Raw genomic sequence first — 15194 nt, 5'->3', positions numbered from 1 at the left:
GCAACTTTGCGCAACTTTGGGCAACCGATTGCCAAAAGCTGGTTTCCTGCTATACGGTAATACCCGCGTCGACGGAGCTGTGGGCGCCGTCTCAGAACAGGAAAAGCAATGACGCAAAGCCCCTCGCCTACGGGCACCCAGACACACGGCGCGCTTCACCCGGCGGCCGTCAACAAGACCGAACTGCGCCGCGCCGGCTGGGCCGGCTTCATTGGCACCGTGCTGGAAAACTACGACATGGTTGTTTACGGTGTTGGCACCGCCATCATCTTCAACACCCTGTTCTTCCCCAACGTCTCCCCCGCAGTCGGCTTCATCGCCAGCTTCGGCGCCTACGCCGTCGGCTTCATCGCCCGGCCCATGGGCGGCCTGTTCTTCTCCCGCTACGGCGACAAAATCGGGCGCAAGTTCGTCCTCGTGGCCACGCTGGCCCTGATGGGAACCGCCACCTTCGCCATGGGCCTGCTGCCCACCTACGAATCCGTGGGCATCCTGGCTCCGATCCTGCTGACCGTCCTGCGCTTCATCCAGGGCTTCGGCGCCGGCGCCGAAATGGCCAGCGCCGTGGTGCTGCTCGCCGAATTTGCACCCAAGGGCAAGCGCGGTGCCATGACCTCGCTCGTCTGGGCGGGCGCCGCCGTCGGCTCCGTCTTTGGTTCCGGCGCGTGGATCCTGGTCCAGCTGTTGCCGCGCGAAGACCTCGAGTCCTGGGGCTGGCGTCTGGTGTTCCTCTCCAGCGCCCTGGTGACAATCGCGGCTTACCTGATCCGCCGCAACATGAAGGAATCCCCGGTCTTCGCCGAGCTGAAGAAGGAGCACGTGGAGGCGGCCTCCCCCGTCTCCGAGGTGCTCAAGAAGGGCCGCCGTCCGCTCCGCCAGGTCTTCCTCATCAACATGGGCACACACGCCCACTCGTATATCTACCAGGCGTTCCTGGGCACCTTCCTGATCTCGGTCGTCAACATCGATAAGACCCTGATCCCCCAAATGCTGGCCATGGGCGGCCTGTTCGCCATCCCCGCGGCCCTCATCGCCGGACGGGCCACCGACCGCTGGGGCCGGAAGCCCGTGAACGTCTTTATCCTCGCGTTCCTCTTCCTGTTCTCCTTCCCCGCGTTCTGGCTCACCAGCACGGGCAACGTCTGGCTGATCGCCCTGGTCTACGCCGTGGGCTTCACCTTCGCCGTGGAGGGCGGCATCGCGGCCCAGTCGGCCATGTACGCGGAGCTGTTCGGTTCCAAGTACCGCTACGCCGGCGTGGCGATTGCCCGTGAGTTCTCCGCCATCTTCGGCGGCGGCATCGCGCCCATCATCTGCTCCGCCCTGCTGGCCTGGGCCACCAATTCCTACTGGCCCATTGCCGTTTACATGATGATCATCGTGGGCATCTCCCTGTTCCAGGCCATCAAGACCCCCGAGACCAGGGACCGGGACCTCACGCTGGAGGAAAACGCCAGCTAACCGCGCTGCGTCACTCGAGCTCCGTCACGAAGAGCGGTGGACCACCCCGGGGTGGTCCACCGCTTTTGTGTTCTCCGGCACCACGGGGCGCTACGGTGGAGGGACAGAGCCAGCCACAACCTAAGGAAGGCCGCCATGAGTCAGCACAAAGAGCCGGACCCCGGGTTCATCATTCCCGATCCCTCCACCCTCAGGGAGGACAGCCCCGGCGACGTCGGTGACGAGGCCAACGTCATCCGTTTCAGTGAGGAGCAGGCACTGATCGAGGAACAGATTCACGGCATCCGCCCGGACACCTACAGCGTGCCGCGTGGCGGTCCCACCATGGAGGAAGCGCGCGGCAACATGGACCTGACCGACACCGGCACCAGCCCCTCCGATGACAGCAGCGACGACGGCCTCCACGGCGGCGCGGAAGCCTGAGCACGGGGAATCCCGGGTAGACCCGGGACACCTGCACCGGCTGATGACCGGCCCGCCGCACCTGCGCGGCGCCTCACAGCTGGTAGTCGGCCTCGGCCCGCAGGGTTTCGTGGACGCACAGGATGTTGTGTTCGGTGTCCATGAACCAGGCGCACTTCTCGGAATCCGTGGTGCAGATATGGTTTTCGGTCTTCAGGTTGGGCAGGTTGTAGTCCTGGAACCGGACGCCTCTGGCTTCCATGTCCTGAACGGTCCGCTCAATGTCGCGCACCTCAAAGCTGAGGGCGGTGTGCTCGGAATGTTTGCCATCCGAGACTGGCTTCAGCTGCAGCGTCGGGCCGCCATCGGCACCGAGTAACTCGCTTCCATCCTCTGTCGTTCCGCGGAGCGGGAGGCCCAATTTTTCAGTGTAAAAACTATGGGCGCGCGCCACATCATCTACCGGCAGGATGGTTGTGGCTGTGTTCAAGGCTAGGTTCATTTCGCCACCTCCTACGGGGACGATCTTACGCCTGGGCGCGCCCGTTGCTCCATCACTTGCGGGTTACCGTGAGGTTGGGCGCTCCCGCTTCCGGCGCCGGAGCACCATCAACAGAACCCCGCCAACGACGAGGGCGGCTGCCGCCAGACCGGCGGCCAGGAAGAGCCCGGAGGCCCCTGTACTGGCCAGGGTTGCGGGTTGTTCGGCTCCCAGTGGAAGGACGACGACGGCGGCACCGGCTGCGGGCGCCGGCGCCGCTTTCACGGCGGGCACCTCCGCAGGGGTTGCGGCAGGCGGGTCAGCCGGGGTTGCGGCAGGCGGAACCGGCGCAGTCCCGGCCGGCGGAACAACGGCGGGCGGATCTGCCTGTGTTGCAGAAGGAGGAACAGCGGCCGGCGGGGCCACCGGCGGGATAGCCGGGACAACTGTTACAGGCACTGCGGCGAACTGGAACTCCGCGGCTCCCGATGCACTGAATCCGTTGACGGTCTCGGCTTTGAACCGCAGCGGCCCCGAACCGGTGGGGGCGGTAAAGGACCATGCCCCCTTGGCGTTCACGGGCACCTGGAAGGGCGCTTTCCCCGCCACGGTGACCTTGACCTGTGAGCCGGCCGCGACTGCCGAGGCGGGAGCGGCCGCCACCATGCCGGTGACGGTTTGGCCGGCGTCGAACGTTGCCCCCGGGGCAGGCGAGGTGACCGTGGGCTTGTTGAGGAAAACTTCCAGCTGGGCTCCCCCGGGGATGCTGGCCAGGGAGTCCTCGAGGGTGGCCGCGATGGCCCGCTTCTGAGTGGACCCGAGAGTCTCCGCTCCCGTGTGCGTGCCCACCGCATAGTTGCCGCTGATCCAGGGGCCGCCGGAATCACCGCCGGCCGAGGTGACGGAGGATGAGTCAAAGGCGCGCACGGGACGCAGGTCGTTGTCATAGTCGGGCGGCACACTCTTGGACCCCGGCATCATCACGATCGCGATGGAATCAATGACGCCGCACTTCCACCCTGTTGTCCGTCCGGACCGGCACACGGGATCGCCCTGTACAGGCGCTTTGGTCCCTACAATCTTGACGGAATCCGGGGTCCTGGCAGCTCCCCAGGTTGTGGCTGCCGGCTGTGGATTGAGGCCGGTGGCAATGTCCTTGACGACTGCGATGTCGGTGCCCACCACGGATCCGCCCGCCGTTGCCGCGGCGTTGTTCGGCCCGCCGAATTGGCTGAACCCGAAATTGCCGAGCGGAGCCAGCGCAGGCAGCGGCCACGGGACCGGCGTAGTGCTGCCACCAGCCGCAGCCCAGCTGAGCGGCTCAAGGCCGGTGAGCTTGGCCGCACCGTCCTGAGTGCAGTGCCCGGCCGTGAGGACCAGCGGAAGTCCTCTGGGACCGAACGCGCTGAACCCCGTGGAGCACTTGGCCGTATTGTCGAGAAAATAGCCCTGGCCACCGAGAACATCGTCCTCGGTTTTGACGGAAGCGCCCTTCTCAAGCCGGACATTGGCGTAGCGGGACACGAACTGGGCAGGGGTCAGTTTGCCGGCGCTGGCCTGTGCCCGGGCGGTCCCCGCCGGGGACGACAGGTCGCCGGACGTGGCGGGAACGTCAGATTCCGGCGTATTCACGGAACCCGTGCGGATCACAAAGTGGCCGTCCGTGTAGGCCACGGCCTGAAGGCCCCGGGTCCCCACATCGCTCACGTAGGCCTGAAACAGCTGATCAATATTTTTTGCCACCAGCTCCGGCGCGGAAGGAGCGGGTTCGGGCTGAACCTCGGACGGGGCGCTGGCCTTCGAGGTGGACGGGGCGGCGTCGGCCGCCGGAGAGGTCTGTGCGGCGGGTTCAACAGGTGTTGGCGCAACCAGCACAAAGGCTGACGGGCCCGGTTGGTTTAGCTCATCCACCGCGGACTGAAGGGCGGGGCCGGTACCCCGGACCAGGATTCCGCCGTCCTTCAGGCTGAGGCCCACAAAGCCGGGAACCACCTGCAGGGTCTTGAGGGCGTCGGCTGCCCGGCGGCCAAGTTCCCCCGCGGCGTTGAACTCCGCAAGGCTCATGCCCAGATCATGAAGCAGCGCTTCCGAGAGGCCGACATCGGACGGTCCGGCTGAGGGACGGTCAGCCGGGGGAACGCTGACGGTGGACGTGGTGGTTTCCGAAACGGCCGCTCCCGGGACGGCCACGGCCGGGACAACGCCGAATCCCAGGGCAAAAGCCAGGCCGGCCACTGTTCCTGCCGCAAAAACTCGTTTCATTCGGATAGCCGTTCCGCTCGTCCCGCCCAATTACGCCCACTGCGCCCATGAGCGGTACCTCTTTCTCATGGCACCGTCACCATCTGTCACACTGGCCACTTAGGTCACAAGGGTACCTGCCCGGCGGCGAGGTGCTCAATGGAACCGATTTCTTGCGGGGACAGCCCGTTCTGCAGCAGGAATGCCCGGCTGTCCAGTTCGCGGACGAACGTCACCACGGCCCGGCCCCGCTCTTCCAGCAGCGGCGCCAGATCGGCGTCGGGCAGGTAGCGTTCGCGCGCGTGCGGCGGACCGTGCGTGCGGTAGCGCTCGTTGATTCCGCGGGCGGCCTGTGCGTACCCGTCGGCGATGCGCTGGTCGGGGTGGCCGGCAAGATCCTGGATCATGGCCGCCACCAGACCGCTGCGGTCCCGCCCGGCCGCGCAGTGAATGACCACCGCCCCTGCCGCGGCAGCAGCCACGGCACGGAAAACGGCAACAATTTTCTGCGGGTAGAGCCTGACATTATGCAGGTAGTGGGCCGGATCGTTGAGGTAGGGCCCGCAGACGGCGGTGAACCGAGGATCATCGGGTTCTTCAGTGGGGGCGATGACAATGTTCATGCCGGCAAACGCGTGATCGGCAACCACCGGGTCCGTGTCCCGGCGCAGCGCCTCGCGGGGGTGACGCAGATCCACCACGGTGCGGACGCCGTCGTCGTACGCCTGCTGCCACCCGGCTTCGGTGAGCCACTCGCGCCGGCCCATGCGGTAGACGCCGCCGGCAACGCGCCAGGCATTAGCCGCCCCGTCCCAGCCCACGGGATCCCCTCGTTTCTCCACTCGCACAGCTAACCACAATGCCGCTTCCGGCTGCATGCGCCGATGCCCGTAGCCCTGCGTAGTCGGGCACCTGGAAAGTCGAGTACAGCCCCCCAGTGACGGGTGGGGTGCATGGGGCGTACGGTAACCATTACCCGCTTGTGCCGCTCGTCCAATTGATCACTCTGAGGGGAAATCCGATGGCAACAACAACAGTACGACGGCGGCGCGCGGCTCTTGCAGCCGGCCTCGCCACCCTGACCATGGTTCTGGGATTTGCAGCAGGCCCTGCCGAGGCCGTGGCCAAAATCAATTACTACGTTGCCCTGGGAGACTCCTACGCCGCCGGGCAGGGAGCCGGCCCGTACTTGGACGGATGTTTCCGGAGTGAGAATGCCTACTCCGAACTTGCGGACGAGCTCAAATCCGTTAAGTTCGCCTCCAACGCTGCGTGCAGCGGCAAGACGACCCAGGACGTGGTGAACAGTCAGCTCGGCCAGCTGAACAGGAAGACCGGGCTCGTGACCATCACTGCCGGCGGCAACAACCTCGGTTTTGGGAATCTCGTTTCCTATTGCGGGGCCGTCGCCTTTGGAAGTACCGCGGCAGGTCCGGCGTGTCAGGCTGCCAGCGCCTACGCGGAAGCCCAGCTCACCAGCGGGCAACTGTACGCCGACGTGCTTTCGATGATCCAGAGCGTGCACGCTGCCGCTCCCAACGCGCGGATTGTCGTGACCGGCTACCCCTATCTCTTCGATCCCATCGCGGGAGGGCGGACCGACGCACTAGCTGTGTTCACCTACCAAGCCACTGAACTGGCCAACAACCTCGACGGAACCATCGCCGCCGCGGCCACCACCGCCGCCATCGGCGGCGGAATCAATGTGGACTACGTCGACGTCAGAAAGGCTTTCGCAGGGCATGGCGTTTTGACACCTGACCCGTGGATAAATCTCGGTAGCCCTGTGCTTAGTGATAACTTCCACCCGAACGCTAAGGGCTACCAGGCCTACTTCACCGCGCTGAGCGCCGCTGGCGCGTATACGCCCTAGCGACTCTTAACCAGCTCGCCAAGCACCCCTACGGGTGCTTGGCGAGCCTGTGTTCGAGACCGTTCCGCACCATGGGCCACTCGTGCTCCAGGATGGAAAACACCACGGTGTCCCGGAGAACCCCGTCGTTGGTCCGGCGGTGGCTTCTCAGCACGCCGTCCTGCTTCGCACCGAGCCTGGCAATGGCCTCCCTGGACTGGTGGTTAATCCAGTGCGTCCGGAACTCCACGGCCGCGCAGCCCACGGTGTCGAAGGCATGGCTCAACAGCAGCAGCTTCGAATCCGGGTTGGTGCCGGTGCCGTGAACGGAGGCGGCATTCCAGGTGTAGCCGATCTCCACGCGGGGTGTGGCGGCGTCGATGTTGCAGTAGGTGGTCATGCCGATGATCCGGCCCGCAGCCCCCGTGGCCGGATCGATGAGCCGGGTGGTGAACGGCAGCATGGCACCCTGCTCCTGCGCCGCCAGCCGACGGTCAATCTCCTCGGTCATCTCCTCGGGCCCGGGAACGGAGGTGTACCAGAGCTTCCACAGCTCACCATCGCGTGCCGCCTCCACGAGCCCGTCGTGGTGATCGTGGGCCAAGGGCTCGAGGATGACGTGCCTGCCGGTCAGGGTGAGAGGTTCAAGAAAAGTCACAGCATCAGCCTAGGCCCGCCAACCGGCGGCGGTTACTCTAGGGAATAACCAGGACTGAAGCGCCATGCCGAGCCGAGGGAGTTATTGTGACTGGACCTAACCCCGATCCGCAGGACGACAAGATCACGGGCCTGGAACCCGGCGGCGGCGTTCCGCCCGGTGAAACACCGCCGGGCGAAGGCTCGGTGGCGGGCACGCACGAACCCGTGGTGAGGGGCTCGGGAAAGGCAATGCAGATCTTTTGGATCTCGGCCATCGCCGCGGGCGTGCTGCTGTTCCTGCTCTTCTTCATCGGCTACATCGTGGGCTTCTTCGACTGACCAAACCCGCGACTGACCGGCCCCTACACCACCCGGATACCCAGATGCCCGGCCAGGAGCGGGGCCAGCAGTGTCAGCTGGTAGTCATCGATCACCAGGCCGGCCAGGCTCCCCAGGCCGCTGATGGTCCGGAAATCGGTGCCGCGGACATCAAAGTCCTTCAACCGTGCCCCGGTGAGATCAAGCGTCCCAAGGGTGCAGTTCTTCAGCACCACCCGAGTTGCCGCGGCGGACCCCAGATCCAGTTCGTTGATGATGCAATCGGTGATCAGGACGTCCGTCAGCTTGGATCCCCGCAGGTTGAGGAAGTCCAGCTTGCCGCCGTCGATCCGCACGGACTGCAAGCCGCTCTCATAGAGTTCAGCGGATCCAAGCCGCGGGTTGTTCAGATGCACGTCACGCCACGTGGAACGGGCGGCCCTGAACACCGGCGCATACAGCTCGGACAGGATGCAGTCACGGAAGCCTGCCCCGCGGAGCTGGGTGTCGTTGAACGAGACGCCCTGGAACTCACACTCGGCAAAATCGGTGCCGCTCAGTTCGAGCCCGTCGGCAGCCACCCGGCTGAACCGGACGCCGTCGTACTTCTCACCCCGGCGGAAATCCGGGGCGGCGTCCTCGGTCAGGTCCTCCAGCCGGACTTCCGTGAGGCGGGGACCCACGATTTTGGGCAGTTTGGACGCCATTAGCGGGCTTCCGCCAGAGGAATGCCCGGGGTGCCGGCCCAAGCCTCCGGACGCGCACGGGGGTGGCGCGCACGGGAGTGACGCGCACGGGTGCGCCGGGTCCGGCTCTTTGTGTGATTCATGGATCGAGCCTAGCCGGGGACCATGACATCGGGCAGCAGGGACCGGGGGCTTGAAATGATAAGCATGCTTTGTGTTATGGTGAAAACGCATTGTTTGATCAACGCGAACGAAAGGCGGCCAGCGATGGGCCTCGGAGACAAGATCAGTAACGAAGCGGAAAACATGGGCGGCAAGGCCAAGGAAGCGGCCGGAAACGCCACCGACAATGACCGTCTGAAGGCCGAAGGCCAGGCGGACCAGGTCAAGGCTGACGCAAAGAAGGTCGGCGAAGACGTCAAGGACACCTTCAAAAAGGACTAGTCCTTCAAGAACTGGTCGGCGGTGGATCCTCATGGGGGATCCACCGCCTTCCTTTTGCCCTTTTACCCCCGGGCGGCGGCTACTCTTGGCCCATGACGTACGTCGACCTCAGTGCCCAAAGTGCCGCTGCCGGAGGTTCGCCCGCACTGGGCGGCTATCTGGCCACCCCCTCGGGGGCGGGCCCGTTCCCTGGCGTCCTGATGATCCACGAAGCGTTCGGGCTCAATGACCAGATCCGCGCCCATGCGGACAGGCTGGCCCGGGCCGGATACCTGACGCTCGCGGTGGACCTGTTCACCGACGGCGGCGCCCGGCGCTGCCTGGTCAGCACCATGCGCAGCATGATGACGGGAACCGGCCGGGTCTTCACCGACCTTTCCACCGCCCGGGCCTGGCTGGCCGCGTCGCCGCTGTCCACGGGAAAAACCGGCGTGATCGGGTTCTGCATGGGCGGCGGGTTCGCCCTGCTGGTGGCGCGCGACGGCTTCGACGCGGCCTCGGTCAACTACGGACGCCTGCCCCGCGATCTGGAGGGTGCCCTTCGCGGGGCCTGCCCCATCGTGGCCAACTTCGGCGGGAAGGACAAGGGCCTCAAGGGCGCGGCCGCCAAGCTTGAAACGGCCTTGGACAACCTGGGCATTGAGAACAGCGTCAAGGAATTTCCCACCGCCGGCCATTCATTCCTCAACGAAACCGAGGAAGGGCCGGCGGTGCTCCGGCCGCTGATGCGCGTGATGGGCGTCGGACCGGACCCGGACTCGGCACCGGAGGCCTGGCAGCGGATCGAGGACCACTTCGCCCGCTACCTGTCCGCACCGGACGCTCCGTAACGGGCGGGGTTTAACGGCGACGGCGGGCCGCCCCCGAAAGGGTGACCCGCCGCCGTCGTACTGCTTGAGCGCCCGGCTGCTTGAGCGCTCAGTGCAGGAAAGCCCTAGCTGAAGAGCTCGCTCTTTGGCTCGTTGTGCTTGACCTTCTGCCAGCCCAGCCAGAGGACCAGGGCGAAGAAGGGGATGGTGGCCAGGGTCCACAGGCCCAGCATGAAGACCTCGCCGGTTTCACTGGTCATCGTGTCGAAACCGATCAGCACCGTGATGGCGAGCAGCGCCACGAGCCCCGCCCAGCTGGTCCAGGGCGAGCCGGGCATGGGCAGGGAGGATACTTTGCCCTTCTTCTTCCGCAGCGCGATCTGGCTCGCAAAAATCGATCCCCAGGTGAAGATCACGCCGATGGAGGCCGAGTTCAGGGCCAGGTCGAACGCGTGGGAGCCGCCCAGCCAAATGTTCAGCAGGATGCCCACGAGGTACACGGCGGCGATGGCCAGGATCGCGGCGTAGGGCACGTGCCGTGAGGACATTTTGGTCAGCCACTGCGGCGCGTGCCCGTTGTTGGCCATGGTGCGGAAGATCCGGCCAATGGAGTACAGGCCGGTGTTGCAGGAGGACAGCGCCGCGGTAATGACGATCATGTTCATCACGTCACCCATCCAGGCCAGGCCCATCTGGCCGAACACGGTCACGAACGGTGAGGTCCCTGCGTGGTACTGGTCCGAGGGCAGGAGCATGGCCAGCAGCGAGACGGAACCTACGTAGAACACCACAATGCGGATCACCACGGCGCGGATGGCCTTGGGGACCTCACGTTCGGGGTTCTCCATTTCACCGGCGGTGATGCCCACCAGTTCGATCGCGTTGTAGGCGAAAATAACGGCGTTGAGCACCAGGATCATGACCAGGGCGCCCTTGGGGAACATGCCGCCGTCGTCGTGGAAGAGGTTGTTCACCGAGGCGTGGCCGGCGCCCACCTTGGCGTTGGTGACCACCATGAACGTGCCCACGGCGAGGAAAGTGACGATCGCCGCCACCTTCAGGCAGGACGCCCAGAATTCAAACTCGCCGAACGCTTTGACGCTGAGCAGGTTCACGGCCACCAGCAGCACCAGCGCGGCGATGGCGGACAACTCCACGGGGACGTTGGGGAAGAAGAACTGGAAGTACAGGCCGATCGCGATCAGTTCGGCAATGCCGGTCATGGCCCAGTTGATGAAGTACATCCAGCCGGACAGGAAGGCGCCCTTTTTGCCGAACATTTCCCCGGCGTAGCTGACGAACGAGCCGGAGGTCTGGCGGTACATGATGAGCTCGCCGAGTGCACGCATGAGCAGGTAGGCGATCACGCCGGCGATGGCGTAGGAGAAGATCAGCGCGGGACCGGTGGAGGCAAGGCGTCCGCCGGCGCCCATAAAGAGGCCGACGCCGATTGCGCCGCCCATCGCGATCATGGTGACGTGGCGCCGGCCCAGGGTCTTTTTGTAGCCCTCGGCGCTGAGGGAAGAGTCGACGGCGGTGGGTGCGGCCGTCTGGCTCTTAAGTTCTGTGGGGGTACTTTGAGGCACGGCAATTCCTTGAGGAGTCGGGGATGGCCAGCACAGGATCCCGGCATCGAGGGCCCGCGCGGCCTTCCAATCTTACAAGGCGCCGTTACGTGTTCGTGACCCAAGCAACAGTCAGGAGGATTTAAGCTGAATTATTGCTGGCACATTTCCTCAGGTGCAGAATAATGTTCCGCCAAATGCCGGTCTCCCCGCTGTACGGGGTGAGCGGTTCGGCTGCGGAGATGGACCGCCTCCTTCAGGCCCGGGCCAGCAGGCCGCCGTCCATCGAGTACCGGATCCACCGGCCGGCCTCGCCGGTCCGGGATTTTTCGCTCTTCTTCGCATTCCGGGCAAACCAGTCGCGGAGGGCACGGTCGTGGCTGACCATCACCAGGGTCCCGGAGAAGTCCGCGAGCGCTTCCTCGAGTTGCTCCACCAGCACGGGCGCCAGATGGTTGGTGGGCTCGTCCACCAGCAGGGTGCTGAAGCCGCCCAGCAGCAGGCGGGCGAGGGCGAGCCTGCGCTGCTGGCCCGCGGACAGGCTGCCCACAGGCACGTGGAACTCGCTGGTCCGGAACAGGCCCAGGCGGAGGAGGGCCTCTGCGTGTTCGTCGATGTTGCCGCCCAGCCCCGCCGCGAAGGCCGGCAGCAGCCGGAGGGAGGGCCGCTCGGGCAGTTCAAGTTCCTGGTGCAGGTAGCCGATCCGCCCGGGGCGGATCACGGTCCCGTGAGCGGGCTCCAGCATGCCGGCCAGCACCGACAGCAGCGTCGACTTGCCGGCGCCGTTGGGCCCGGTGATGAGGATCTTGTCTCCTGTCCAGGCTTCAAAATCCGTCGGCTGCAGGCGGCCGGGCACACTCACCGCGCGGACGGAGAGGGCCGCCGCAGGCTCAATCAGGCCGGCGGAGGCAGCCGTCTCCACGGGCTCCACCGCCAGGTCCGCATTCAGGCGCAGCGGCACCGGGGGCCGGTCCACCGGGCTGGCCTCAAGCCGGCGGAGCCGCTCCTGGGCGTTACGGACCTTGCTGGTGGCCGCCTTCTGCCAGGTGCCGGCTTTGAAGTCGAAACCCATTTTGTCGCCGTCGCGTTTGCGGGCGTACCCCATCTTCCCGGCCACGGTGTCCGCCTGCCGCTGTTCAGCCTCCATGGCATCCATCCACTGGTGGTATTGCTGGACCCAGCGCTCGCGTTCTGCAGCCTTCTCCCGAAGGTACCCGTCATAGCCGTTGCCGTAGCGGGTGACGGCACGGCGCTCAGCGTCCACTTCGATAATGGTTCCGGCTACCTTCCTGAGCAGCACACGGTCGTGGGAGACCACCACCACGGTGCCGCGGTGCGCCGCCAGCCGGTCCTCCAGCCATGCCGTGCCGCGGGAGTCCAGGTGGTTGGTGGGTTCGTCCAGGAGCAGGATGTCCGCGGGGTCGGCCAGGACGCAGGCCAGCGCCACGCGTTCCTGTTCACCGCCGGAGAGCGAGCCGAGGAGCCGGTTTCGGTCCAGGCCGCCCAGTCCCAGCCGGTCCAGCGCCGCTTCCACCCTGGATTCGGCGGCATAGCCTTCGCGCAGCTGGTACTCGGTCTGCAGCCGGCCGTAGGTCTCGAGTTCCTCGTCCTCGGCGTCGGCCAGGCCGGCCTCGAGCCGGTCCAGCTCCGCCTCGATCGCCCGGAGTGAGGCCAGGGACGCGTCGATGGCGGCCCCGACAGTGAAGGATTCCGGCAGTCCGTGGGTCTGGGCAAGGTAGCCCACCCGGCCGTGGCTGCTGGCGGTGCCTTTCTCGGGAGTCTCAAGACCTGCCAGGATCCGCAGCAGGGTGGATTTCCCGGCCCCGTTTTCACCCACGATTGCCACGTGCTCGCCCGCAGTGATGACCAGGCTGATGCCGTCCAGCAGCAGCCGGTCGCCGTACCCGTGGGAAACGGCCGAAAGATTGAGGTGTTCAGTCACGAGAAGTCCTTGAGATTTTCCGCAGTGGGGGCGCCGGAGCTGATACAGGTTCGGGTGAAGCTCGACGGCGGCGCTGGATGTGGGGAGGGGCGGTCCGGACCGTGCCGGGCCATGTTCAGGACTTCATCGGTCCAGCCTGCCCTGAACGGGTGCACCAGGTCAATATGGACTCCCGAAATAAATGTTTTCGGCATGCCTAAACTAGGCTATCTTGGTGGTATCAGTTCGCCCCGATGATGAGGACCATGATGGCTATACCCACTCTTCAGGTACGGCGCGCTGCAGGGCGTCGATGGTCGCGCCTGCTCCTGATGGGGCCGGCGTTTGTCGCCGCCATTGCCTACGTGGACCCGGGGAACGTCGCCGCCAACCTGACGGCGGGTGCCAGCTACGGCTACTTGCTGGTCTGGGTCCTGGTGGTGGCGAACGCCATGGCGGTCCTGGTCCAGTACCAGTCGGCCAAACTGGGCCTGGCCACGGGCATGAGCCTCCCCGAGATCATGGGCAGGCGCCTGGGGAAGCGCCGGCGCCGCCTGTACTGGGCCCAGGCCGAGGTTGTGGCGGGGGCGACGGACATGGCGGAAGTCATTGGCGGTGCCGTGGCGCTGAACCTGCTCTTCGGGCTGCCGCTGTTGGCCGGTGGCATCATCATCGGCCTGGCATCGATGCTGCTGCTGGCACTGCAGTCCTCACGCGGTCAGAAGTCGTTTGAGTACGCGATCCTGGTCCTGCTGGGAGTGATCGCCATCGGCTTTGTCTCGGGGCTGTTTGTGAATCCGCCCGACGCCGGAAGCGCGTTGAACGGCCTAATCCCCCGGTTTGAAGGAACGGACACTGTCCTGCTCGCCGCCAGCATGCTCGGGGCAACCGTGATGCCGCATGCCATCTACCTGCATTCGGCGCTGGCCCGGGACAGGCACGGCTTCTCCGAGGATCCTGCCGTCCGGACCCGGCTCATCAGGGCTACCCGCTTCGACGTCGCCGGGGCCCTGCTGCTCGCCGGGATAGTCAATATCGCCATGCTCCTGCTGGCAGCCTCAAGCCTGCGCGGCATTGAAGGCACGGACACGATTGCCGGCGCCCACGCCGCCGTCACCTCGGCGCTGGGCCCGGTGATCGGGGTGGTGTTCGCAATCGGGCTGCTGGCCTCGGGCCTGGCCTCAACCTCGGTGGGCTGCTACGCCGGCGCCACCATCATGGGCGGCCTGCTGAGGGTCCGGGTTCCCCTGCTGACCCGGAGGGTGATCACCCTGCTGCCGGCCTTGGTGGTCCTCGGCGCCGGGATCGAGCCCACCCTGGCCCTGGTGCTGAGCCAGGTCCTGCTCAGCTTCGGCATCCCCTTCGCCCTCATCCCGCTCATCCGGCTCACCGGAAAACGGGACGTCATGGGCATCCATGCGGACAGCCTGCCGCTGAAGATGGCGGGCTGGACCAGTGCGGCGCTGATTGTTGTCCTGAACTGTGTCCTGATCACCCTCACCATCGCGGGTCAAACCTGACCGTCCGGGATCCCTGCCCGGAAGTTAAGCTGAATGCATGACAACCACACACCGGCGTCCACCCGCTCCACAGCCTGAGCTGTACCGGTTTTCACCCCTGGATTTCGGCACCATCGGCCTGTATGTGGCCGTGGCCGGACTGTTCGCTGTCGCCGGTGAACTGCTCGCCCCGCTCCTGCGCCAGCTGGCTCCCAGCCCGGCGGCTGCGTCCTACGGGGTGAACCTGCTCTTCTACGGATCGGTGGGGATCCTGGCGGTGATTGCCGCCCGGCGGGTCATCGCCAGGGACCTGCGGGTGCTGGCCACCCGGCCGTGGTTCACCCTCATGATGGTTCCCGCGGCCGTCATTGCCATGATGATTCTGACGGCGCTGGTGGTGGCGGCGGCCGGCGGGGTGCAGACCTCCGCGAACCAGGCCGGGCTGCAGGACCTGATGCAGCAGGTCCCGGCCTGGCTGATGGTGCCGGTGGTGGTGATCGTGGGCCCGTTCGTGGAGGAATACATGTTCCGGCACCTGCTGATCGGCAAGCTCAGCCGCCGGGTCAACATCTGGGTGTGCTGCGCGCTGTCCGTGGTGCTGTTCGCCGCCCTGCACATTGTGGGCCAGGAGGCCATCACACTGCCGGCGCTGCTGCCCTATCTGGCCATGGGCGCCACCCTGGTCTTTGTGTATGTGTGGACCGGGAAAAACCTGATGTTCTCCTACTTTGTGCACGCGGCGAAGAACCTCCTCGCAGTCATTTTTATCTATGCCATCCCGCCGGAGCTCTTCGAGCAGCTCCAGCAGGCCCAGCCCTAAGTCCTGGCCAACCCAAGCAACCCGGGGAGGAGGGGGCGCCCTCCCCTAGCCGCCGG

16 protein-coding genes are annotated in these 15194 nt (G+C 65.8%); 8 read left to right on the top strand and 8 right to left on the bottom strand.

The window, feature by feature from the left end:
- Window positions 1-108: 108 nt before the first annotated feature.
- Together PY310_RS05645 and PY310_RS05640 are read left to right on the top strand one after the other, a co-directional pair.
- The gene (locus tag PY310_RS05645; RefSeq protein ID WP_275213292.1) at window positions 109-1461 is read left to right on the top strand and encodes an MFS transporter; all 1353 of its coding nucleotides are present in this window, start codon (window positions 109-111) and stop codon (window positions 1459-1461) included.
- Between the two features lie 135 nt (window positions 1462-1596).
- Entirely contained in the window at window positions 1597-1884 is a 288-nt protein-coding gene (locus PY310_RS05640) for a hypothetical protein (RefSeq protein ID WP_275213291.1), read from the top strand.
- Window positions 1885-1957: 73 nt separating this feature from the next.
- Here PY310_RS05640 and PY310_RS05635 read toward each other — a convergent pair whose 3' ends face one another.
- The 3 genes from PY310_RS05635 to PY310_RS05625 all read right to left on the bottom strand — a co-directional run bounded on the left by PY310_RS05635 (window position 1958) and on the right by PY310_RS05625 (window position 5427).
- Window positions 1958-2365, bottom strand: coding sequence for a VOC family protein (locus PY310_RS05635; RefSeq protein WP_275213289.1), 408 nt, complete (start codon window positions 2363-2365; stop codon window positions 1958-1960).
- 63 nt (window positions 2366-2428) lie between these two features.
- The gene (locus tag PY310_RS05630) at window positions 2429-4606 is read right to left on the bottom strand and encodes a S1 family peptidase (RefSeq protein WP_275213288.1); all 2178 of its coding nucleotides are present in this window, start codon (window positions 4604-4606) and stop codon (window positions 2429-2431) included.
- A 104-nt stretch (window positions 4607-4710) separates the two neighbouring features.
- Window positions 4711-5427 (bottom strand): tyrosine-protein phosphatase, encoded by a 717-nt coding sequence (locus tag PY310_RS05625; RefSeq protein ID WP_275213287.1) that lies wholly within the window; start codon window positions 5425-5427, stop codon window positions 4711-4713.
- A gap of 179 nt (window positions 5428-5606) precedes the next feature.
- Here PY310_RS05625 and PY310_RS05620 point away from each other — a divergent pair, with 179 nt between their 5' ends.
- Complete coding sequence (locus tag PY310_RS05620) at window positions 5607-6458, top strand: SGNH/GDSL hydrolase family protein (protein WP_275213286.1); 852 nt, start codon at window positions 5607-5609, stop codon at window positions 6456-6458.
- A 28-nt stretch (window positions 6459-6486) separates the two neighbouring features.
- Here the strand turns inward: PY310_RS05620 and PY310_RS05615 are convergent, their stop codons facing one another.
- Window positions 6487-7095 carry a GNAT family N-acetyltransferase gene (locus PY310_RS05615; protein ID WP_275213285.1) on the bottom strand — a complete coding sequence of 203 codons (609 nt, stop codon included), beginning with the start codon at window positions 7093-7095 and terminating at the stop codon, window positions 6487-6489.
- An 86-nt stretch (window positions 7096-7181) separates the two neighbouring features.
- Between PY310_RS05615 and PY310_RS05610 the strand changes: the two genes are divergently transcribed.
- Window positions 7182-7415, top strand: coding sequence for a DUF6480 family protein (locus PY310_RS05610; protein ID WP_275213284.1), 234 nt, complete (start codon window positions 7182-7184; stop codon window positions 7413-7415).
- Between the two features lie 23 nt (window positions 7416-7438).
- On the opposite strand, the gene PY310_RS05605 is transcribed toward PY310_RS05610, so the two are convergent.
- The gene (locus PY310_RS05605) at window positions 7439-8101 is read right to left on the bottom strand and encodes a pentapeptide repeat-containing protein (protein ID WP_275213283.1); all 663 of its coding nucleotides are present in this window, start codon (window positions 8099-8101) and stop codon (window positions 7439-7441) included.
- Window positions 8102-8347: 246 nt separating this feature from the next.
- Here PY310_RS05605 and PY310_RS05600 point away from each other — a divergent pair, with 246 nt between their 5' ends.
- Both PY310_RS05600 and PY310_RS05595 read left to right on the top strand, forming a co-directional pair.
- Window positions 8348-8524: a CsbD family protein gene (locus PY310_RS05600; RefSeq protein ID WP_275213282.1), complete on the top strand. Its 177-nt coding sequence runs from the start codon at window positions 8348-8350 to the stop codon at window positions 8522-8524.
- Window positions 8525-8616: 92 nt separating this feature from the next.
- Window positions 8617-9354: a dienelactone hydrolase family protein gene (locus tag PY310_RS05595; protein ID WP_275213281.1), complete on the top strand. Its 738-nt coding sequence runs from the start codon at window positions 8617-8619 to the stop codon at window positions 9352-9354.
- Window positions 9355-9458: 104 nt separating this feature from the next.
- Here PY310_RS05595 and PY310_RS05590 read toward each other — a convergent pair whose 3' ends face one another.
- The 3 genes from PY310_RS05590 to PY310_RS05580 all read right to left on the bottom strand — a co-directional run bounded on the left by PY310_RS05590 (window position 9459) and on the right by PY310_RS05580 (window position 13034).
- Window positions 9459-10919: an amino acid permease gene (locus PY310_RS05590; protein WP_275213279.1), complete on the bottom strand. Its 1461-nt coding sequence runs from the start codon at window positions 10917-10919 to the stop codon at window positions 9459-9461.
- Between the two features lie 235 nt (window positions 10920-11154).
- Window positions 11155-12840: an ABC-F family ATP-binding cassette domain-containing protein gene (locus PY310_RS05585; RefSeq protein ID WP_275213278.1), complete on the bottom strand. Its 1686-nt coding sequence runs from the start codon at window positions 12838-12840 to the stop codon at window positions 11155-11157.
- Window positions 12837-13034 (bottom strand): hypothetical protein, encoded by a 198-nt coding sequence (locus PY310_RS05580; RefSeq protein WP_275213276.1) that lies wholly within the window; start codon window positions 13032-13034, stop codon window positions 12837-12839. Before PY310_RS05580 ends, PY310_RS05585 begins: the two co-directional genes overlap by 4 nt.
- Window positions 13035-13088: 54 nt before the next feature.
- Between PY310_RS05580 and PY310_RS05575 the strand changes: the two genes are divergently transcribed.
- Window positions 13089-14339 (top strand): Nramp family divalent metal transporter, encoded by a 1251-nt coding sequence (locus PY310_RS05575; protein ID WP_275213475.1) that lies wholly within the window; start codon window positions 13089-13091, stop codon window positions 14337-14339.
- 37 nt (window positions 14340-14376) lie between these two features.
- Window positions 14377-15138, top strand: coding sequence for a CPBP family intramembrane glutamic endopeptidase (locus PY310_RS05570; RefSeq protein ID WP_275213275.1), 762 nt, complete (start codon window positions 14377-14379; stop codon window positions 15136-15138).
- Window positions 15139-15194: the final 56 nt, after the last annotated feature.

It is taken from the genome of Pseudarthrobacter naphthalenicus, from assembly GCF_029076445.1.
GTDB lineage: Bacteria > Actinomycetota > Actinomycetes > Actinomycetales > Micrococcaceae > Arthrobacter > Arthrobacter naphthalenicus.
This window is presented reverse-complemented; position numbering and strand designations above follow the sequence as displayed.